Raw genomic sequence first — 19,653 nt, 5'->3', positions numbered from 1 at the left:
TAAAATTTGTCGAGAACATTTATTCTAAATTTCCCTGTATTCGATGCAAATTTTCAGAAAAAGCTGTTCGCATTTTTTGAAAACTTACTTTAACCGACTAAAATTTATTATCCAAAGCAATTTTACCCAACGAGTTAAAGTTAACTTAATTTATTCGAAACTAAACTAATAAATTCTTTTCTAGTTTTGTCTTTTTCAAAAGCACCAGTGAAAGAAGAAGTCGTGGTAACAGAGTTTTGTTTTTGAATTCCTCGCATTTGCATACACATGTGTTGTGCTTCAATTACAACAGCAACACCAAGCGGATTCAAGGCTTCCTGAATACAATTTTTAATTTGATCAGTCAATCGTTCCTGAACCTGCATTCTTCTGGCATAGGCATCAACCACTCTTGGAATTTTACTGAGTCCTACAATTTTTCCATTTGGAATATACGCTACATGTGCTTTTCCAAAAAAAGGTAACATGTGGTGTTCACACATAGAATATACTTCAATGTCTTTTACCACAATCATTTGTTGGTGATCTTCGGTAAATAATGCCGATTTCAAAATTTCTAACGGATCTAATTCATATCCGTGTGTTAAATATTGCATGGCTTTAGCAACACGTTCTGGTGTTTTTTGCAGGCCTTCTCGGTTTACATCTTCTCCTAGATTTTCAATAATTACTCTATAGTTATCGGCTAATGTTTCTGTTATTTCGGTATCGTATTGTTCAATTTTTTCGTAGCTTCTTATTTCTTTTATCATGTTTATTAGTTTGTTGTTATAATTTAAAAGTTACTATTCCATAATCCATTTCGAAAATTTGTCCTGAAATAGATTTAGCCTTTTCTGAAATTAAAAAGTCAGCCATTTCAGCTACTTCATTCGGTTTTAAATAGCCTTTCATAGGATGGCGTTCAATCATGTTTTCTTTCATTCTATCATTTCTTAGAATATTTGAAGAAAGTGATGTCTCGGTTATTGTAGGAGCAATGGCATTGATGCGAACTACAGATGCCAATTCTGCCCCTAATGATTTTACTAGTCCTTCCACGCCTGATTTTGCGGTAGCAATACTTGCGTGAAAAGGCATTCCTAATTTAGCGGCAACAGTACTAAACAATACAATGGATGGTTGGTCTCCTTTTTTTAGAATAGGTAAGTATTTCTGTATGGCTTTTACAGCCCCAATAACGTTTATTTCAAAATCATTTCTAAAATCGTCAATGTTTAAATTCCCAATAGGTTTTAGGTTGATAGAACCGGGACAATAAATAAGCGCATCGATGTTCTCGATTTCAGGAAGGGAATCATGCAATACATCAACCGTAAAATGTTTAAGGTTAGGATGTGTAACATCGGGTGCAGTTCTACTGATGTTATACACAAAATTAGTTTCTAATTGTTGTAATAAAATAGCACTTCCAATTCCTTTACTACCTCCAATGATGACAATGTTTTTCATATTTCAAATCTTTTGTAAATTTATCTTTTCGAAATTTTATTGTTGTTAATTTGTCTTTGTCTGTTACATTTAAAACGCCCTTCACTAAAAAGTCTGAGTTTCTCATGCTTTGTCTTGCGGCCTTGTACTCTTTCACGCCACATTTTAAAACTTGAAGCTTTCATTTCGGAACGCATAAGGTCGATTACTTCTTGTTCTTTTAATCCAAATTGGAGCCGAATTGCATCAAAAGTGGTTCGGTCTTCCCAAGCCATTTCTATAATTCGGTCTTTGTCTAAATCAGTAAGTTCTTTTTTTGTAGTCACAGTTTCTAGTGTTAGTTTGGTTATTTGTTTATTTGTTTGACTATTTAAATTGTTATTGGTTCTTGTAATTGCCATTATCATTGATTTTTGCCATTGATTTTCATGTTTTATTCGCTGTCACCAATATCAGCCATGGTGTGTAATCTTAATATGCGGTTACTTTCTTCCTTTACCAATGGATTTTTTTTCATTTTCCATAAAAAGTCACTGGCAAATTTTCTCGTTCGTTCCATATTTATAATTGGTTTGGGATAGTTTATTCCTATTTCGAATTCATTAAATTTCTGGTCTAAATAGGTCATTTTATAAGGTTCGTGTACAAATGTTGCTGGTAAGTGTTGCAATTCAGGCACCCATTTTTTTATAAATTCACCCTTTGGATCGTGCTCGTAACTATTCTTTATAGGATTATAAATACGTAACATATTGATACCGGTTTCGCCTGCCTGCATTTGTAACTGCGGAAAATGAATTCCAGGTTCAAAGTCCAAGAACATTTGTGATAAATGTTGTGACGCTTCCTGCCATGGTTGCCATAAATTATGTGTAAAAAAAGATACGAGCATGGCGCGCATTCTAAAGTTTAAATACCCAGTTTCATTGAGGCAGCGCATTGAAGCATCGATTAATGGAAATCCCGTTTGTCCCGTTTTCCAAGCTTTAATATAAGCTGGATTGATTTTCTTCTTCAACAAATGAAAACCTTTGTTGATACTTTCAAACTCCATGATTTCTTCCATTTCAAATTTTTGAATAAAATGTGCTTGCCAAGTGAGTCTGGAAACAAAAGAATCAATTTGTTTTTTATGGCTACAGGTCAATCTAAATGTTGCTGCCTTTTGTAAAACTTGTCTTGAAGATAAATTTCCCCAAGCAATATATGGTGACAATCTACTGCAACTTTTCCGAGCCAATAATGGTTTCGATATATGAGAATTATAATTTTGATAGCGATCGTCAAAGAAACTTTCTAAATATTTGTAAGCCATGGTACTGCCTCCTTTTTGAAAAACAGTATCTGGAATAGTTTCTAAATTAGTGTTTTCTAAAATTTTTTCGAGTTTGCTTATTGCCTCAGAAGAGAGAAAATTTTCTGCTTTAGAGTCAAAAATAAATGGAGGCTCATTCATGTATTTTTCCCATTTTGAAACCCAGTCAGATCTGTTTTTTAATCCTCTAAAAATACCGTTATTGATGTTTTCGACCCAATTAATTTGATTGTTTTTACAAAATCTTTTAAAGGTCTTGTCTCTTTCATAAGTGATTTTTAAACCAGTTTCCTGATGAGAAAAAACACTATCTATTTTATAAATTTCTTGGAGTGTATTAAACACATGAGCTACTTCTGATGTCACAGCTAAAACATGTGTATTTGATTTTTTAAGTTGTTTATTAATGTCAACTAGTGATTGTTTGATAAAATTCCAATGTCTCTGGCTGTAATGCGAATCATTTTCTAAAGATTTTTCAAATACGTAGAGAAACAACGTTGGTGTACCTGTTTTAGAGGCATTAAAAATCGCTTCGTTATCCTGTAAACGAAGGTCTCTTTTAAACCAAACCACATTTATTTGTTTTTTGTTAGTATTCATTTTATTTTAGAATAATTGGTGTTGTAACCATAGTTTCTGAAATTTTGATTGTCCATCGTAATTCTCAGCTTGCAGCCTAATATTGAATTTTCGATTTCTAGGATCGTTGCCTACTCCTGAAATATAAATCCAATTCCCGTAATTGCTGTGAACATCGTAATCAATAAGCATAGCTTCAAAATAAGCGGCTCCTATGCGCCAGTCTAATACTAATTCTTTTGCCAAAAAAGAGGCTACATTTTGTCTGCCGCGATTACTCATCCATCCTGTTTGTTGCAATTCGATCATATTGGCATTTACAAATGGCTCAGAAGTATTTCCATTTATCCAATTTTTTACATCAGAGATATTGTTTTTCCAATCGTAATTTTTATTTAAAATTCCTCCAATTTTGAAAATTGAATCGCCATGTTTCATGGAAATATATTTGAAAAAATCCCTCCAAATTAGTTCGAAAATTAACCAATAAGTTGAGTCATTTTTCTCGATATTTTTCTCGTATTTAATAATCTCCCAATAAATAGTTTTAGCCGAAATAGAACCATTAGCTAGCCAAGGTGAAAATTTTGAGCTAAAATCAGTTCCAATCAATCCATTACGGGTTAATTTATAGACGCTTAGTTTTTTAGTTTCCCAAAAATAATTGCGCAATCTTTTAAGTGCTTCATTTTCACCTCCTTTAAAGGGAAAGGCTGTTCTGGAATCCATTTCAAAGTCAGTAAAACCAAGCGTTTTCAGGTTTGGTATTGTTGTGTTATTGGTAATCCAAATTTCTTTAAGTACCTGTTTGACGGTGCAAATTGTCCTTATTTTTACTGATTTTTCACATTGTTGTCTGAACAGTGTAAAAACACTTGGAATTGAGTTGACGGCAAAAGGTATATCCTCTGGATGAAACAAAAACTGATTGTAAGTTGCTTTGAACACCACCGAATTTTGAACTTTTGATTTCAGATTCTCTAAAACTTCAATTTCTTCACTCGTCCATTCTTTTTGAAAATAAATCGAATTGATTTCGTTTTGACAAATAATTTCAGGAATACAGTCTTCTGGTTTTTGATAGTAAACTAAAAGTGAAATATTCAATTTATCCAAATTTTGCTTCAATTCTGTAACCGATTCTATTAAGAATTTGGCTCTAAATTTTTCAGTCTTTTTAAATCCAAAACGCGTCTTTTCAAAATGTCTTGGATCAAAACAATAGACAGCAACAATGGCATCATTTTCTTGCATGGCATTGTTCAAAGATTCATTGTCATTGACTCTCAAATCATTTCTAAACCAAACTAAGCCTTTTTGTTTCTTTTGCATTTTTCGCTACAATATTTGACTTCATTCCAAACTTTTTCCCATTTTTTCCGCCAATTAAAAGGTCGATTGCAAACCAAACATATTTTTGACGGAAGATTTTCTTTTTTCACTAGTTGTATTTTTTAAAAGCGTTCACCACAATAGTTGCTTTTAAATCAAACATTAAATTGTATAAGCCAAAAAAAGTTCGATTCATATAAATAAAATGTTTGGAACCTCGATTGCCATTCATTTTTTTGAGATTAGTGTCTTTAGAAAAACGTTCGCCCAATTGCGCTATGTTTTGAAAGAATACTTCGTCCGAAAAATCGAAAGTTTCGCTTTGAAACGGTTGTGTAAATAGCGATAATAAATCATAGAACATTTGCGTGAAATAGGCAATCTCTTCTTTGCTGTCGTCCGGTCTAAGGATTTCTAATTCGAATAATTTTTCTCTAAAAAGGTTCTTGTTATCAATCACATCCTTGTTGATTAACTCAAAATAGGGAATGTAGAAATCATTCGGGATTTCTTTCATACATCCAAAATCAAGGGCAACCAATTCGTTTTTATCATTAATTAAAAAATTTCCAGGATGCGGATCGGCATGAACTTTTTTCAAAATGTGAATTTGATACATGTAAAAATCCCATAAAGCCTGACCAATTTTATTAGCAATTTCTGGATCTGAATTTTTAAATTCAGAAATATGAACGCCAGACATCCAGTCCATTGTGATAATTTTCTCTGAAGAAAATTCAGGATAATATTCGGGGAAAATTAGATTGTTTATTTTTTTGCATGCATCAACTACTTGTTGACTTTGTTTGAGTTCCAATAAATAATTGGTTTCCTCAATCAATTTATCTTCGACTTCTTTGAAATATTTATCAGAATCTTTTCCTTGCAAATTAAACATTCGGATGGCAATGGGTTTTACCAATGCCAAATCAGAAGAAATACTATTGGCAACGCCAGGATATTGAATTTTTACCGCTAGCTTTTTATTGTCTTTTACCGCTAAATGTACCTGTCCAATACTTGCCGCATTGACCGAATTAGGATTGAATTCATCAAAAATTTCATAAGGTGTTTTTCCAAAATTATTCTTGAAGGTTTTCAATACCAAAGGAGCTGAAAGAGGAGGGACTGAAAATTGAGATAATGAAAATTTTTCTACATAAGCCTGCGGTAAGAAATTCTTATCCATACTTAGCATTTGTGCAACTTTAAGCGCACTTCCTTTCAAACTTTTCAGTCCGTCATAGATGTCTTCGGCGTTGTCTTCATTGAGTTTGTCACGACTTAAATCAGAATTCACCATTTTCTCACCGTAATATTTCAGGTAATTTACACCTACTTTAGCTCCTGTTTGAACCAGTTTTGTAGCTCGTTCAATTTTTGAAGTTGGGATATAGTCTATTGTTTTCATTAGTTTTTTTGTGTTTTTTCTTTAATAATAAATTTCCCAAAGTCAATTAAACTGTTGATAGGAGCAATGTTTATTAGTTCGAAACTTAGTTTCACTGATTTTTCGATATAAACATCGGTTTTTTCAAAATTTTGAGATCCGTCTTCAAGCCAAAATTTTAAAGTGAATAAGAATTGAATCCAAGCACTTTCTTGAATTGCTTTTTCTTGATATTCTTGAATTTTTTCTTGTTGAATTCGGAATTCATCAGTAGTAATATCTCCAATGAATTTTTTGAAATTGGTTCGTAAACCTGATAGTAGCATCAAGGTTTTTAACTGATTTTTGCCCTCTTTCAAATTCATGCTTACATAACTTCGATTAGCGGTTAGTAATTCAAAAAAAGTAAAATAAAAACTTAATAACTTACTTTTCATATCGTATGATTCGTAGTTTGCATCTTTATTCAATAATTCGATAGTTTTTTCTAAAAACACATTGTAAATTTCTTTTTCTATACTTTCCAGATTACCAAAGAAATTATAGAATTCAGTTTCAGTAAACTCATTTAATTTACTAAACAAATAAACTGATTTGGGCTTTTCGTTGTGTTCTAATGTATAATTCATGTACATTGAAACAATTGCTTCTTTTGATATTTTATTTTTTTTTGTTGCCATTGTATATTTTTTTAATTTTTTATAAAGATAATAAATTGTTTAACTATTATGTGTTAATGTTAAACAAAATATATTCGTATATTTGAATATAAATTAAAAATGAGTTGTAATGAGGAAAAATGTTTTAATTACGGGAGGTACAGGTTTTGTGGGAAGGCATTTAACACAAATGTTAATCGCTCAAGGCTATTCGGTTTCTATTTTAACTAGGAACAAAAAAAGCAATACAAAAGACGTTTTTTACTATGCTTGGGATGTAGAAAAGCAATTTATAGAAAATGAAGCGGTTTATAAAGCAGATTATGTGATCCATTTGGCTGGAGAAAATATTGCAGAGAAGCCATGGACTCCTAAAAGAAAAGAGGCTATTTTGTCTAGTAGAGCACTCTCTGCTCAATTAATTTATAATTCTTTACTGGAATCCAATTCTAAAATAGAAGCTTTTATTTCTGCTTCAGCCGTAGGAATTTATGGAGCGATCAATGGTCAGGCAATTTGTACCGAGGGTATGCAACCTGCTAATGATTTTTTAGGATTAACATGTCAAAAATGGGAATTAGCAGTTCAACCTTTTGCGGATCAAGGAATTCGAAGTGTAATTATTCGAACTGGTTTAGTATTGGGTAAAGACGATGGATTATTGAAAAAACTAAGTCCTATTTTTAAATATCGATTTGGATCTGCTTTAGGTTCAGGAAAACAATATATGCCTTGGATTCATATTGATGATTTGTGCCGAATTTATCTAGAAGCCATACAAAATAATGAAATGAGTGGTGCTTATAATGCGGCTATTACTGATAATACAACTAATCAGTTGTTTTCTGAAACTTTGGCAAAAGTTTATGGCTACAAACTTTGGTTGCCTAGTGTTCCTTCTTTTGTAATACAATTTGCCTTAGGCGAAATGTCTAAAATGGTACTAAAAGGCAGAAGAGTTTCAAATGCTAAATTAAAAACTTTAGGTTTCCAATTTGAGTATGAAAATTTAGAAAACACCATGAAAGATTGCCTATCTCGATAGACTATTTAAGTTCAATATTCAATGCTATATTGACGTTTTTTGCTATTTTGTTGCGAACAATAAAAGGTATGTCAATTTTAAAATCATCGGTGTTTAGGGCAAAATTTGATTGCATTTTAATTGTATTTGTATCCGTTTTATTGAGTACCGCGGGAACTCTGATGCTTTTAGTTACTCCGTGAATGTTTATTTTTCCTTTTATAAAATATTCTGTTGGAGTAGTGTTAATTTTGTTTAGAGCAAATTTTTCAATTCCACCTTTAAAAGTCGCTCTGGGATATTTATCACTTTCCATATAATTGGCATTAAAGTGATCTTCCATCAAACTTCTTTCAAAACGAAATTGTTTAATTATAACTACAAAAGAGATAGTACCATTTTTAGTATTCAGTACTGCATGAACCTGATTGTTTTTGGCTTCAACAGCTTCGTAGAATGGAACGGAAGCCTCAAAAGTAATGTTGCCATTAGTTGCTATTTTCTTTTCTTGTGCAACTATTGGAATACTGAAAAAAAATAAAAGTAGGAGTATAGAATTTTTCATGGCAACTTTATTTTCTACTTAAAGTTACAAAAAAAACAGCAAAAAATATAATAAAATCAGACGAGATAAATCTAAAATCAGTGTTTTTATTCGATTAAATTAGTTTCGTCTTTGTTTGCTCTGGCAATAATACTTTCGGGAAGTGCTTTTTTTGCTTTTGCCCCCATTTTCTTTAATTTTTCTACTCTGGTAATCAGGTTTCCACTTCCTTCAACCAGTTTGTTCATGGCGCCGCTGTATTCTATTTTAGTTTCGTCTATTTTTTTACCTATTTTAATTAAATCGGCAACAAAACCCTCAAATTTATCATACAAAGCTCCCGCCTGACGCGCTATTTCAACTGCATTTTCCTGTTGTTTTTGATTAGTCCACATACTATCAATGGTGCGTAAAGTGGCTAGTAAAGTGGCTGGAGTTACAATAACAATGTTTTTTTCAAAAGCTTTATTGTACAATGCGGTGTCTTCGTTTAAGGCAATGGCAAATGCGGGTTCGATAGGAATAAAAAGCAATACAAAATCAGGACTTTCTATTTGGTATAAATCCTGATAATTTTTGTTTCCTAATTGCTCCACATGACGTCTAATGGAATTAACGTGTTCTTTTAAATAGACAATTTTTAAATCATCATCTTCTTCATTAATGTATTTCTCATAAGCTGTCAAAGAAACTTTAGAGTCCACAATCATTTTTTTACCATCAGGTAAATTAATCACTACGTCTGGAAAAACACGATTTCCTTCTTCGGTAGAGAAACTCTGTTGTACATCATACTCGCGTCCTTTTTCTAATCCTGATTTTTCCAATACGCGTTCCAAAACTAATTCGCCCCAGTTTCCTTGCATTTTACTGTCGCCTTTTAAGGCTTTTGTCAAGTTGAGCGTTTCCTTGCTCATTTGAATATTCATTTCGCGTAAGCCCAGAATTTGTTGGCGTAAAGCAGCATGATAATCAATACTTTCTTTATGAGTATCTTCGACTTTCTTTTCGAATAACTGAATTTTATCTTGCAAAGGAGACAAGATGTTTTTCATGTTTTCCTTATTCTGCTCCGTGAATTTATTCGATTTTTCGTCTAATATTTTATTGGCTAAATTTTCAAATTCTTTAGTAAATTTTTCCTGTAATTTCTCTACTTCGTCTTTTTGTTCTTTGTTGCGTTCCCAAAGATTTTCAAAATCGACTTCTTTTTTCGAAAGTTGGATAGCCAGACTGTCTTTTTCGTTTCGAATCGTTTCTTTTTCTTGATTGCTGATTGCAAGTTGTTTTTCGAATTGTACTTTTTCATTCGAAAGTTGTTCTTTCAATTGATTAATTTGAGAATTAAACGCAATTAATTTTTCTTCCAAACTGGTTTTCTCGGATTGAAAACGAGCAGAAAAAATCAATTTTCCAATAAAAACACCAATGGAAAGTGCAATGATAAACGAGAATAAAAAAGGAAATAAATCAAACATAAATAAAGTTTAAAAGTAAAGTAAGCAAAAATAGAGATTAATGCTGATTTGTAACACTTTTTTATTCGAATGGAATTACTTTTTTTAGTTTTCTTGACGCAACCTTTTTTACTGTTATTAATCTAGTTACCATTAAGCAAGTAACATTATGCATAAATTAAGTATTCCTTTTTTAATCTTTTTTGTATTCTTTCTATCTTTTTGTTCGTATAAAAATGATGAAAATAATATTCAAAATAGACTTGCTATTATTGGAACTTGGCATTGGCAAAAATCCATTGGAGGTATAACTGGAAACGAAATAATAACTCCTACAAGCACTGGAGTGAATAAGAAATTAATTTTTGGAAGCAATAAAAAAGTTACGATTTTTACTAACGATGCAGAAACGGGACAATATAACTATACCATAAAAAAGGGGAACAGTATTTTTGATAATAAACAGCATTATTTATTAACTTTTAATGAGATGAGCTATGTAATTCAGAATCTTGATGACAAGAATTTGAGTATTCAAGACAATTTTACAGAGGGTTATGTGTTGACTTACATAAAGTAATTATAAGTAATAAGAATGTTTTAAATTTGTTAACGTTAAACTGTTTTAAGAGTTATTTTTTGAAAGAACCATTAGACCATTACATCCAGAAGTGTATCGAAAACGATAGAGGAGGACAACAAAAGATTTATCAGTTGTTTGCTCCTGTACTGTATGGACTATGCCTAAAATATATGAAAAATGAAGCCGATGCACAGGATGTTTTTCAGGAAGCGTTTATAATTGTTTTTCAAAAAATAAGTCAATATCGATTTGAAGGCAGTTTTGAAGGTTGGTTGAAGCGTATTTTTATCAATAAATTGATTGAAACGCTGAATAAGAGAAAAAGAGACTTTCTTTTTGTAGACGCGACGTTTGAAGAAGATATTGTTGAGGAAGAAGAAATGGATTCATTTGCGTTGCCTCAAGAAAAATTGTTAGACTGTATTCAGCAATTGCCCGATCAGTACAGATTAGTTTTTAACTTGTATTTTTTCGAAAAAATGAAACACAAGGAAATTGCAAGTTTATTGAATATAACCGAAGGAACATCGAAGTCTAATTTGAATCGGGCAAAGAATAATTTGCAAAAGAAAATATTGGAAATAATGGCTTCAAATAATGTTTGAAAATAAATTTAGATTGCAATATACATTGAAATGCACTAAAAAGAGATTATGAAAAAAGATGAATTAGAAAAACTATTTTCTTCGTTGGAAAATTTCTCTAAAACTCCTCCAGATAATTTATGGTCAGGGATTGAAGAGAAATTGGATTTTCCAAAAAAGAAAAAAAGAGCAGCATTCTGGTGGCCATTGGCGGCTTGTTTAGTTGTTGGTTTAGGACTTTTGGGAACCTTTTATTTTTATTCGGATCCAGAAAATTCTTTGATAAATGTTCCAATCCAGCAAGAAAACGGTGTGGTAAATCAATCAAGATCTACGAATCGTGCTGTTGAAAAAGATGAAAATATTGATAAAAAAGTAATTCCAAATAAAAATTTAGACAGCCGAGTTGCTAATTCAAATTCATCAGTTGAAGAAAAAGAAAATAAAAAAGCGACCGCAAAAAATCCTGTTTTTTATTCGAATAAAAGCCAAGTTACATTATTAAATCAAAATGCTGTAACTACAGTTGGAAACAAGAATAATACTTTTGAAGAAAACAAACCCGAAAATAAATGGCAAACAGCAGTAAAAAACAATGAGCATTTAGTCCAAGATAATAAAATTGCAGCTGCTAATAAAATCGAAAAAGAGAAAACAATTCCAGATGCTAAAGTAAACGAAAATCAAGCAACAGCAAACTTAGAAGAAAATGCTTTGGCAGTTTTAGTAAAAGAACAAACAAAGAAAGAAAAAACAGCTACAGTTGAAGATAAATGGTCTTTACAGGTATTTGCTGGGGTAAATAGTTCACAAAATTTAAAGAATCAAAAATCATTAGGGAATACAATTGAATCTCAAAAAGGGCATAGCTATGGCGTAAAAACCAATTATAAATTCAATCGCCGTTGGGCCGTGAGTACAGGATTAAAAGTGAGTGAATTGGGTCAGCGAGTAGCTAATGTTTCTTATGTTAATTCGGCAAAAAGTTTGGTTAGCATTTCTAAAGAGCCATTAAATACACCTCAGGAAAAGGGAACTATAGCCACCAATGCTAATTATTTATTTATTGCTAATAGTCCTAATCGTACCTTAAATACCATTAGTAGTACTTTTTATCAAACTGGCGATTTGTCGCAAAATGTACAATATCTAGAGATGCCAATGGAGATTTCCTATGCTCTTTTCAACAAAGGGAAAGCTCGTATAAATATGAATACGGGAGGATTTGTAGGCAAAGTAATTTCGAATGAAGTGTTGCTGAACGATAGTTCGATTGGAGAAAATACAGATGTTAATGATGTAATTTTTGGAACATTATTCAGTAGTACGTTACAATACGAATTGTTTCAAAAAACAAAAGTATTTGTGGAGCCCGGAATGAATTATTACACAAAGCCGGTTCAAAACCAAAATTTCAATCAATTTCAGTTGATTTTTAATTTTGGTTTGAATGTATCTTTTTAATTCCTTTCCAGGGCAAACACACTAGTTCCATAAATAAAAAAAGTAGCCACGAATTACACGAAATATCACAAATTTGGATGTTATAATATTCCACAAATCTGCCAAAGGCAGATAAAAATTTGTGTAATTTATTTTAGAATCATTAGTATTAGTGTTATTTCGTGTAATTCGTGGCAAAAATAAAACTCGTGCGTTTGCCCTGAATTCGTTTCGAAATAGTTTAAGACTGCGCTGATTTGTGTATTTTTGTGCAAATTTCACTTCAAGCCATGTCGCATCAGCATTTTATTCTCCATAAACCTTATGGTTATCTGAGTCAATTTATATACGAATTGAAACGAAAAAAGAAACTGTTGGGTGAATTGCATCCTTTTCCTGAAGGAACAATGGCTATCGGACGTTTAGACGAAGATTCGGAAGGCTTATTGTTGCTTACCACCGATGGAAAAGTAAGTGAACAAATTCGTTCCAAAAAAGTCGATAAGGAATATTATGTTCAGGTGGATGGAATTATTACCCAAAAAGCCATTGACAACATAAAAAAAGGAGTCGAAATAGGTTTTAATGGAACTAAATACATTACCAAACCTTGTGAAGCCCAATTAATTTCAGAAGTTCCTAACTTTGGAGCAAGAGGTAAAAAAATCCGAGATGAACGTCATGGCCCCACTTCCTGGGCATCGATAACAGTTAATGAAGGAAAATTTCGTCAAGTGCGAAAAATGACTGCTGCTGTTGGATTTCCTACGTTACGTTTAGTGCGTGTTCGAATAGGAAATGTACATTTGAATGACTTACAATCAGGTGAAGTAATTGAAGTTGACAATTTCAATATCAATATCAATATCAATGACAATGACAATGACAATGGCAATTTCAATGAAAATAGACAAATAACCAAAAACCAAATAACCGAATAAACAAATAACCAAATAAATTAAGAATGTTAAACATCGTTTTAGTAGAACCTGAAATCCCTAATAATACTGGAAATATTGGTCGTTTGTGTGTGGGAACCGAAAGCCGTTTGCATCTGATTCATCCTTTTGGGTTTGTTATCAACGATAAAAACCTGAAACGTTCTGGTTTGGATTATTGGGTACACCTTAATGTAACCGAATATCAAAATGTAACCGAATGGATGAGTCAAATTCCAGATCAATCTCGTGTTTTCCTGATGAGTTCTCATGCTGAGAAGTCTTATTTAGAAACTGAATTTCAGGATGGAGACTGGTTGGTTTTTGGTAAAGAAAGTGTTGGGTTGAGCCAAGAATTTCTTGCGTTATTCGATAAAAAGAACCAATTGAAAATTCCAATGTCTTCTTTAATAAGAAGTTTTAATATCGCTAATTCAGTAGCTTTTGTGGTTGGTGAAGCGAAAAGGCAGATTGGAGTAAGTAGTGTTCAGTAGGCAGTTTTTAGTGATCAGTGTTCAGGCAGAATAGAGAAAATAGATTTTTAGAATATAGAAAGTAGATTTCATAAATTAGATTTTCTTAGTGAACTTTGCGAAAAACTTAGTGCTCTTTGTGGTTAAAAAATACCGCATCTTCTTTGCGAAAAACCTTTGCGCTCTTTGCGGTTAAAAGAAAACTAACTAATTACAAACTTCCCTTTTGTAGCATCAAAAACAATATGTTCGTCTTTAAACAACGTATTAAAAGTTCCTTTTGAAATAAAATTACAGGGTTCATCTTGGACAACCATTTCTGGAGTCATGATAATCATTTCATCACTCAACTGAATTGCCATGTCAATATCGTGAGTAGAAAACAGGATACATTTTTGAGTTTCCTGAGTTAGTTTTTTCAAAAGTTTAAATAAGGCTACTTTGTGCAGTAAATCCAAATGTGTAGTGGGTTCGTCTAAAATAATAAGCGGTGTATCCTGTGCCAACGCTCTTGCTACCAATACTTTTTGCAATTGTCCATCGCTAATTTCGTAATGCTTTTTGGATGCCAAATGTTCAATTTGTGTAAGCGCTAATGCCTGATTTACTTTTATTATATCTTCATCGGCTAAGGTGCCAATCCAATTTGTATAAGGTTGTCTGCCTAAGGCGACCAATTCAAAAACGGTTAGATTACTCGGTGGTAATTTTTCGGTTAATACAAGACTTAAATTTTTGGCTAAAGCCAAAGCATTCATTTCGTGGATGTTTTTTTCGTTCAAAAAAACAGTTCCGGAAATTGTTTTTTGAATTCCAGTAATGGTGCGTAATAAAGTCGATTTTCCAATACCATTCGCACCAACTAAAGCAATGAGTTTTCCTTTTTCTAAGGTCAAATCAATATTAGAAGCAACTGTATTTTGTTCTTTTTTATTGATGTAGCCAATGCTTATTTTTCGAGCTTGTAATATGATGTTAGAAGTACTCATTTTGATTATTCTACCAATGAAAATTGAGAATCGTATAGGTTTTTATAGAAACCAGATACTTTATTAATCAGTTCTTGGTGTTTGCCTTCCTCAACAATTAAACCTTTGTCCATGACCACAATTTTATCTGCATTTACAATGGTTGCCAATCGATGCGCGATAACAATCGAAGTTCGTCCTTTAGTAATAGTTTCGGTAGCACGTTGAATCAACTCTTCCGAATAGGTATCGATTGATGAAGTGGCTTCGTCCAAAATCAAAATACTTGGATTACTTACATAAGCTCTTAAAAAAGCAATCAATTGACGTTGTCCGGAAGATAGCATTACACCGCGCTCTTTTACGTCAAAATCATAATTATCAGGTAAGCTCATAATAAAATCATGAACACCTATTTCTTTGGCAGCAGCATAAACATCGTCTCGGGTAATTTCGGGATTGTTTAGCGTAATATTATTATAAATAGTATCAGCAAATAAGAATACATCCTGCAATACAATGGCAATTTGTTTTCTTAGCGAACTCAAAGTATAGTTTTCGATGTTTTCGTTATCAATACAAATAGTACCACTTTTTATTTCGTAAAAACGATTCAATAAATTGATAATGGTTGATTTTCCTGCCCCAGTAGAACCTACAATAGCTATAGTTTCACCCGAATTAACGTTTAAATTGATGCCTTTAATGACTTCTTCGTCTTGGATATAACTAAAATGAACGCCTTTAAAAGTAATATTTCCGTTAAAAACTGGTGCTTCAATTTTTCCAGTATCCTGAATTTGATCTTGTGTATCAATAATTTCAAAAACACGGTTAGCAGCAATCATTCCCAATTGCATCTCGTTGAATTTATCCGCAATTTGGCGTAAAGGATTGAATAACATTCCAATAAACATCGTGTACGAAAACAAATCTCCAAAAGTGGTAAAATTATCACCATTTAGAATTTTGATTCCTCCGTATAATACAATAAATCCAAGTGTTAGCGACGAGATAATATCGGCAATAGGGAAGAAGATGGAGTTATAAAGAATGGTTTTTATCCAGGCATTTTGGTGCTTTTCGTTGATGCTTTTAAATTTTTCCGATTCGATTTCTTCTCGGTTGAACAATTGTACAATCTTCATTCCGGTAACACGTTCCTGCACAAAAGTGTTCATATTGGCAATTTGCGTTCGTACTTCTTCAAAAGCAACTTGCATTTTGCGTTGGAAAATTCTAGTAATAAAAACCAAAATCGGCATTGCTACAATTACAATCCAGGTCAGTTTCCAGTTCATGTAAAACATAAAAATAAGCACTACAACCATTTTCATTAAGTCACTTATAATCATGAATAAACCCTGGCTAAAAATTCGTGCAATCGACTCAATGTCAGAAACCGAACGAGTTACAAGTTGACCAACAGGAACCAAATCAAAGTATTTCATTCGGAAACTCAAAATGTGTTTGAACAATTTAATTCGAATGTCTTTAACAATATCTTGTCCCAGCCAGTTTGCCCAATAGACAAAATAAAACTGCGAAAAAACCTCTAGTAAAAGCACTATTCCCATCAAACTGATGTACAGTAAAAGTCCGTTAGCATTTTCGGTTTGAATGTAGTCATCCACCGTTTGTTTCAATAAATACGGGCGTAAAGCCGCAAAAAGGGATAAGGAAATGGCGAAAATAACCACGCCATTAAAACGCCATTGGTAGGGCTTTGTATATTGTAATATTCGTTTGAATAATCGTGTGTCGAATGCTTTTGCTTTCATTTTGTTATTTTAGTCCTTTTTTAGTACTTAGTCCATAGTTTTTAGTCCTTAGTATTTATTTGTGAAATGAATTTACTAAGGACTAGGAACTAAGTACTAGTCATCTAGATAAGGATATTCAATTTTAGTTAAATACAATCCGTGCGCTGGTACTGAAAAACCGGCTTTGTTTCTACTTTTACTTTCGATAATAGCGTTAAAATCGGCTAATGTTATTTTGTGTAAACCTATATTGACCAATGTTCCCACAATAGAACGCACCATGTTTCTCAAAAACCGATTGGCCGAAATAGTAAAAATCAGTTTGTTTCCTTCTTTTGTAGCTCCGTCTTGAGTCCAATACGCCTCAAAAATAGTACAGTCAAATGTATTTACATCGGTATTTACCTTAGAGAAACTTTGAAAATCAGTATGATTGAGTAATAATTTGGCGGCTTCATTCATCAAATCCACATCTAGATTCTGAGTAAAATGCCAACTTTGTTCTTGCAAAAAAGCATCTTTAAACAGATGAATATGGTATTCGTAAGTTCTCTTAGTAGCATCAAAACGAGTGTGTGCTTGACTGTCTACTGGAAAAATTTGATAAATAACAATGTCTTTTGGAAGAAAGGAATTGAGTTTGTGAACTAATTTTGGGATATCAAAGGGATTTTCAAAATCAAAATGAGCGTACATTTCTTTTGCGTGAACTCCAGTATCTGTACGTCCAGCCCCCATCAAATAGATCTCAGAATTCAACAAAACCGAAAAAGCTTTATTCAGTGTTTCCTGTACCGAAGTGGCGTTGGGCTGAATTTGCCAACCATGATAGGCGGTTCCGTTGTAGGCTAATTTTATAAAATATCTCAAGTTTTTAATCTCAAAGTTTCAGAATTTCAAAGGTACAAAAAAGAAGCTAAGGTACTGAGTCGCTAAGATACTAAGTTTTTGTTAAGAGATGGCTGATGACACATTTGATAACATGCTGATTTTTACCTAAAACTTTGAAATTATCTTTTTTTGAACCTAAGAAAAACCTAAGTAACTTAGCTTCCGAGAATCTTAGACTCAAAAAAATGAAAAAAATCCTTTTACTATCAGATACCCACAGTCATATTGATGATACCATTTTGAAATATGTTCAACAAGCGGATGAGGTATGGCATGCTGGAGATATTGGTGATTTGAAAGTAACAGATATTTTGAAAAAATTGAAACCGTTACGTGCTGTTTATGGTAATATTGATGATGCTCAGGCGCGTTTAGAATTTCCGTTGCACAATCGGTTTATATGCGAAGATGTTTCGGTTTGGATTACACATATTGGCGGTTATCCTGGAAAATACAATCCAAATATAAAGGCTGAAATGTCGGCAAATACTCCTAAGTTGTTTATTTGTGGTCATTCGCATATTTTAAAAGTAATGTTCGATAAAAAGCATCAGCTTTTGCACATGAATCCTGGGGCTTGTGGAAAAAGTGGTTTTCATCAAGTACGCACGATGTTGCGATTTGTAATTGAAGGCGATAAAATTAAGGATCTGGAAATTATTGAAATTGAAAAAAGAGTTTGATTATACCGTAGGTTTTGCTTTATATTCAATAGGAGCAATTATTTTAATTGTAGTTCCTTGTTTTGGTTTCGAAATCACCGTAAATTTCCCTTCCATTGTGTTTATTCGGGCTTTAATTTGGTTCAAACCAAATCCTTCAATCGTTGGGTATTGTTTGATTTCAAAGCCAATTCCATCATCTTCTAATAGGATATGAAGTTCCGAATTGATTTCTTTTAAACTTAGTTTAGCGCTAGAGGCTTCACTGTGTTTGATAATGTTATTCAATAACTCACTGATTATAAAATACATTTTCATTTCATATTCTTCATTGTAACGTGTTTCGGTAGAAACATTACTAGAATATTCGAAAAATATATCCGAATTAGAGTTTATTTCGCATAAATCATTCAGCGCATAAAACAATCCAAAACGTGCTAACAAAGATGGTAAGAGTTGGTGTGATAAGTCCCGAATTTTATAATGGGTTTGTATTAAAATAGCTTTTGTTTTTGTGATTTCAATCGAATCATTTTTGTTTTTTGTAGAAAAAATAGTTAAATGTAAAGCTGCCGAAGAAAGCAATGCACTAATGTTGTCGTGTAAAAAGGAGGCGATTTTTTTTCGTTCCATTTCTTGACCATTTATTGAAGCGTTAATTATTTTTTCTTGAATTTTACTTTCTATATTTTTGAGTTTGTTGGTTTGTTTTAGTTGTTTATTTTGAAAATGAAAATAGGAAAACACAATGATTAAAAGCAAAATAGATATAATTACAATGCTAAATAGTTTATTTTTAGATTGTTTTTCTAATAAGATTTGTTGGTCTGATTTGTACTTCGTTTTGATGTCATCAATTTCTCTTTTGTATTCGTCAATTTCAAGATTGATGCCGGCAATGTTGAGTTTTTTTAATTTTTCCTCGCTGTTCAATTCATCTGTAATTTGGTTGTAAGCATTAAGGTTTTCATAAGCTTTTTTATAATTTTTTATTTTGAATAAAAACTTAGAATACTCCTGATGGCTAAACGATAAATCTGATTTTTCATTTCCTTTTTTCCCTAATTCGATGGCTTTTTCAAAATAAAAAGTAGCGCTTTTAAAGTTATTAAGATGAGAAAAGTACATGCCATTCAGCATGTTTAAAGCTACAATAATAGATTTGTCTTCATGTTTTTTATAATGTTTATTGATAAAATTTAGGTAAGGAAGTCCCAAATTAAATTTTCCGATATCAAAATAGGCCCAGGTAATATTAAGTTTAGTAAAAGCAATTTCAGAGGAATCGGCAATTTTCATGCTGTATTCCAGCGATTTTTTATAGTAGTGAATTCCCTTTGCATATTCTTTTTTATCAAAACAATAGATGTTTCCTAAGTTATTGCTTATCCGATTTTTTAGATGGTGATTGTTAGTTTTATTGGCGTAAATAATTGCTTTTTTATAATAGAACAAAGCTTTCTCGTATTCAGCTAATTGATCGAAATTAGCAGCAATGTTGTTGTAAGAAAGAGCAGCTAGATTGTCGTCTTTTAATCTAATTGCTTGATGCAAAGTATGACGAGAAAGAATTAATGACTTTTCATAGTTCTCAGCTCTCATTAATTTAGTTGC

Annotated in this window: 21 protein-coding genes; 7 read left to right on the top strand and 14 right to left on the bottom strand. The window is 32.2% G+C overall.

All coding sequences use genetic code 11. The features are described 5' to 3' along the window. Positions 1-140: 140 nt before the first annotated feature. From folE to AAGV28_RS02460, 8 genes are all read right to left on the bottom strand, one after another. Complete coding sequence (gene folE / locus AAGV28_RS02495; protein WP_373405250.1) at positions 141-752, bottom strand: GTP cyclohydrolase I FolE; 612 nt, start codon at positions 750-752, stop codon at positions 141-143. 16 nt (positions 753-768) lie between these two features. Beyond that, positions 769-1,452 (bottom strand): SDR family NAD(P)-dependent oxidoreductase, encoded by a 684-nt coding sequence (locus AAGV28_RS02490; protein ID WP_373405249.1) that lies wholly within the window; start codon positions 1,450-1,452, stop codon positions 769-771. A 20-nt stretch (positions 1,453-1,472) separates the two neighbouring features. Continuing rightward, complete coding sequence (locus AAGV28_RS02485) at positions 1,473-1,757, bottom strand: TIGR03643 family protein (protein ID WP_373405396.1); 285 nt, start codon at positions 1,755-1,757, stop codon at positions 1,473-1,475. Between the two features lie 107 nt (positions 1,758-1,864). Then, positions 1,865-3,349: a cryptochrome/deoxyribodipyrimidine photo-lyase family protein gene (locus AAGV28_RS02480; RefSeq protein ID WP_373405248.1), complete on the bottom strand. Its 1,485-nt coding sequence runs from the start codon at positions 3,347-3,349 to the stop codon at positions 1,865-1,867. A 6-nt stretch (positions 3,350-3,355) separates the two neighbouring features. Next, complete coding sequence (locus AAGV28_RS02475) at positions 3,356-4,660, bottom strand: DASH family cryptochrome (protein ID WP_373405247.1); 1,305 nt, start codon at positions 4,658-4,660, stop codon at positions 3,356-3,358. Next, entirely contained in the window at positions 4,636-4,770 is a 135-nt protein-coding gene (locus AAGV28_RS02470) for a DUF2256 domain-containing protein (protein WP_373405246.1), read from the bottom strand. Before AAGV28_RS02470 ends, AAGV28_RS02475 begins: the two co-directional genes overlap by 25 nt. Further along, the gene (locus AAGV28_RS02465) at positions 4,770-6,071 is read right to left on the bottom strand and encodes an ABC1 kinase family protein (RefSeq protein WP_373405245.1); all 1,302 of its coding nucleotides are present in this window, start codon (positions 6,069-6,071) and stop codon (positions 4,770-4,772) included. Before AAGV28_RS02465 ends, AAGV28_RS02470 begins: the two co-directional genes overlap by 1 nt. Next, positions 6,071-6,730, bottom strand: a complete 660-nt coding sequence (locus AAGV28_RS02460) for a TetR family transcriptional regulator C-terminal domain-containing protein (protein WP_373405244.1) — start codon at positions 6,728-6,730, stop codon at positions 6,071-6,073. The genes AAGV28_RS02465 and AAGV28_RS02460 overlap by 1 nt, the downstream gene beginning before the upstream one ends. A gap of 109 nt (positions 6,731-6,839) precedes the next feature. Between AAGV28_RS02460 and AAGV28_RS02455 the strand changes: the two genes are divergently transcribed. Next, on the top strand, positions 6,840-7,754 hold the full coding sequence (locus AAGV28_RS02455; RefSeq protein ID WP_373405243.1) for a TIGR01777 family oxidoreductase: 915 nt from the start codon (positions 6,840-6,842) through the stop codon (positions 7,752-7,754). Position 7,755: 1 nt separating this feature from the next. On the opposite strand, the gene AAGV28_RS02450 is transcribed toward AAGV28_RS02455, so the two are convergent. Next, positions 7,756-8,298, bottom strand: a complete 543-nt coding sequence (locus tag AAGV28_RS02450; protein WP_373405242.1) for a YceI family protein — start codon at positions 8,296-8,298, stop codon at positions 7,756-7,758. 86 nt (positions 8,299-8,384) lie between these two features. After that, positions 8,385-9,755, bottom strand: coding sequence for a DNA recombination protein RmuC (locus AAGV28_RS02445; protein ID WP_373405241.1), 1,371 nt, complete (start codon positions 9,753-9,755; stop codon positions 8,385-8,387). Positions 9,756-9,903: 148 nt separating this feature from the next. Here AAGV28_RS02445 and AAGV28_RS02440 point away from each other — a divergent pair, with 148 nt between their 5' ends. The 5 genes from AAGV28_RS02440 to AAGV28_RS02420 all read left to right on the top strand — a co-directional run bounded on the left by AAGV28_RS02440 (position 9,904) and on the right by AAGV28_RS02420 (position 13,776). Then, positions 9,904-10,314, top strand: coding sequence for a hypothetical protein (locus AAGV28_RS02440; protein WP_373405240.1), 411 nt, complete (start codon positions 9,904-9,906; stop codon positions 10,312-10,314). A 59-nt stretch (positions 10,315-10,373) separates the two neighbouring features. Further along, positions 10,374-10,922, top strand: coding sequence for an RNA polymerase sigma factor (locus AAGV28_RS02435; protein WP_373405239.1), 549 nt, complete (start codon positions 10,374-10,376; stop codon positions 10,920-10,922). Positions 10,923-10,970: 48 nt separating this feature from the next. Further along, on the top strand, positions 10,971-12,365 hold the full coding sequence (locus AAGV28_RS02430; protein ID WP_373405238.1) for a hypothetical protein: 1,395 nt from the start codon (positions 10,971-10,973) through the stop codon (positions 12,363-12,365). 269 nt (positions 12,366-12,634) lie between these two features. Beyond that, entirely contained in the window at positions 12,635-13,285 is a 651-nt protein-coding gene (locus tag AAGV28_RS02425; RefSeq protein WP_373405237.1) for a pseudouridine synthase, read from the top strand. 23 nt (positions 13,286-13,308) lie between these two features. Then, the gene (locus AAGV28_RS02420; RefSeq protein WP_373405236.1) at positions 13,309-13,776 is read left to right on the top strand and encodes a tRNA (cytidine(34)-2'-O)-methyltransferase; all 468 of its coding nucleotides are present in this window, start codon (positions 13,309-13,311) and stop codon (positions 13,774-13,776) included. A gap of 182 nt (positions 13,777-13,958) precedes the next feature. Here AAGV28_RS02420 and AAGV28_RS02415 read toward each other — a convergent pair whose 3' ends face one another. The 3 genes from AAGV28_RS02415 to truA all read right to left on the bottom strand — a co-directional run bounded on the left by AAGV28_RS02415 (position 13,959) and on the right by truA (position 17,356). After that, positions 13,959-14,744 (bottom strand): ABC transporter ATP-binding protein, encoded by a 786-nt coding sequence (locus tag AAGV28_RS02415; RefSeq protein WP_373405235.1) that lies wholly within the window; start codon positions 14,742-14,744, stop codon positions 13,959-13,961. Positions 14,745-14,749: 5 nt separating this feature from the next. Beyond that, positions 14,750-16,504, bottom strand: coding sequence for an ABC transporter ATP-binding protein (locus tag AAGV28_RS02410; protein ID WP_373405234.1), 1,755 nt, complete (start codon positions 16,502-16,504; stop codon positions 14,750-14,752). Between the two features lie 96 nt (positions 16,505-16,600). Next, positions 16,601-17,356: a tRNA pseudouridine(38-40) synthase TruA gene (truA, locus tag AAGV28_RS02405; protein ID WP_373405233.1), complete on the bottom strand. Its 756-nt coding sequence runs from the start codon at positions 17,354-17,356 to the stop codon at positions 16,601-16,603. Positions 17,357-17,562: 206 nt separating this feature from the next. Between truA and AAGV28_RS02400 the strand changes: the two genes are divergently transcribed. Beyond that, the gene (locus tag AAGV28_RS02400; RefSeq protein WP_373405232.1) at positions 17,563-18,060 is read left to right on the top strand and encodes a metallophosphoesterase family protein; all 498 of its coding nucleotides are present in this window, start codon (positions 17,563-17,565) and stop codon (positions 18,058-18,060) included. Here AAGV28_RS02400 and AAGV28_RS02395 read toward each other — a convergent pair whose 3' ends face one another. Beyond that, a complete protein-coding gene (locus AAGV28_RS02395) occupies positions 18,061-19,641 on the bottom strand; it encodes a tetratricopeptide repeat-containing sensor histidine kinase (RefSeq protein ID WP_373405231.1) in 1,581 nt (526 codons plus the stop codon). Positions 19,642-19,653: the final 12 nt, after the last annotated feature.

The organism is Flavobacterium zubiriense, assembly GCF_041729725.1.
GTDB lineage: Bacteria > Bacteroidota > Bacteroidia > Flavobacteriales > Flavobacteriaceae > Flavobacterium > Flavobacterium zubiriense.
Note: the sequence above shows the minus strand (reverse complement) of the source record. Positions and strands in the feature narration are given on the sequence as shown.

What these genes read in the sequence shown, in the direction of transcription:
- folE (WP_373405250.1), bottom strand. Translation starts at nt 752, where the DNA reads ATGATAAAAGAAATAAGAAGCTACGAAAAAATTGAACAATACGATACC.
- AAGV28_RS02490 (WP_373405249.1), bottom strand. Translation starts at nt 1,452, where the DNA reads ATGAAAAACATTGTCATCATTGGAGGTAGTAAAGGAATTGGAAGTGCT.
- AAGV28_RS02480 (WP_373405248.1), bottom strand. Translation starts at nt 3,349, where the DNA reads ATGAATACTAACAAAAAACAAATAAATGTGGTTTGGTTTAAAAGAGAC.
- AAGV28_RS02475 (WP_373405247.1), bottom strand. Translation starts at nt 4,660, where the DNA reads ATGCAAAAGAAACAAAAAGGCTTAGTTTGGTTTAGAAATGATTTGAGA.
- AAGV28_RS02465 (WP_373405245.1), bottom strand. Translation starts at nt 6,071, where the DNA reads ATGAAAACAATAGACTATATCCCAACTTCAAAAATTGAACGAGCTACA.
- AAGV28_RS02460 (WP_373405244.1), bottom strand. Translation starts at nt 6,730, where the DNA reads ATGGCAACAAAAAAAAATAAAATATCAAAAGAAGCAATTGTTTCAATG.
- AAGV28_RS02455 (WP_373405243.1), top strand. Translation starts at nt 6,840, where the DNA reads ATGAGGAAAAATGTTTTAATTACGGGAGGTACAGGTTTTGTGGGAAGG.
- AAGV28_RS02450 (WP_373405242.1), bottom strand. Translation starts at nt 8,298, where the DNA reads ATGAAAAATTCTATACTCCTACTTTTATTTTTTTTCAGTATTCCAATA.
- AAGV28_RS02445 (WP_373405241.1), bottom strand. Translation starts at nt 9,755, where the DNA reads ATGTTTGATTTATTTCCTTTTTTATTCTCGTTTATCATTGCACTTTCC.
- AAGV28_RS02440 (WP_373405240.1), top strand. Translation starts at nt 9,904, where the DNA reads ATGCATAAATTAAGTATTCCTTTTTTAATCTTTTTTGTATTCTTTCTA.
- AAGV28_RS02430 (WP_373405238.1), top strand. Translation starts at nt 10,971, where the DNA reads ATGAAAAAAGATGAATTAGAAAAACTATTTTCTTCGTTGGAAAATTTC.
- AAGV28_RS02425 (WP_373405237.1), top strand. Translation starts at nt 12,635, where the DNA reads ATGTCGCATCAGCATTTTATTCTCCATAAACCTTATGGTTATCTGAGT.
- AAGV28_RS02420 (WP_373405236.1), top strand. Translation starts at nt 13,309, where the DNA reads ATGTTAAACATCGTTTTAGTAGAACCTGAAATCCCTAATAATACTGGA.
- AAGV28_RS02415 (WP_373405235.1), bottom strand. Translation starts at nt 14,744, where the DNA reads ATGAGTACTTCTAACATCATATTACAAGCTCGAAAAATAAGCATTGGC.
- AAGV28_RS02410 (WP_373405234.1), bottom strand. Translation starts at nt 16,504, where the DNA reads ATGAAAGCAAAAGCATTCGACACACGATTATTCAAACGAATATTACAA.
- AAGV28_RS02400 (WP_373405232.1), top strand. Translation starts at nt 17,563, where the DNA reads ATGAAAAAAATCCTTTTACTATCAGATACCCACAGTCATATTGATGAT.
- AAGV28_RS02395 (WP_373405231.1), bottom strand. Translation starts at nt 19,641, where the DNA reads ATGAGAGCTGAGAACTATGAAAAGTCATTAATTCTTTCTCGTCATACT.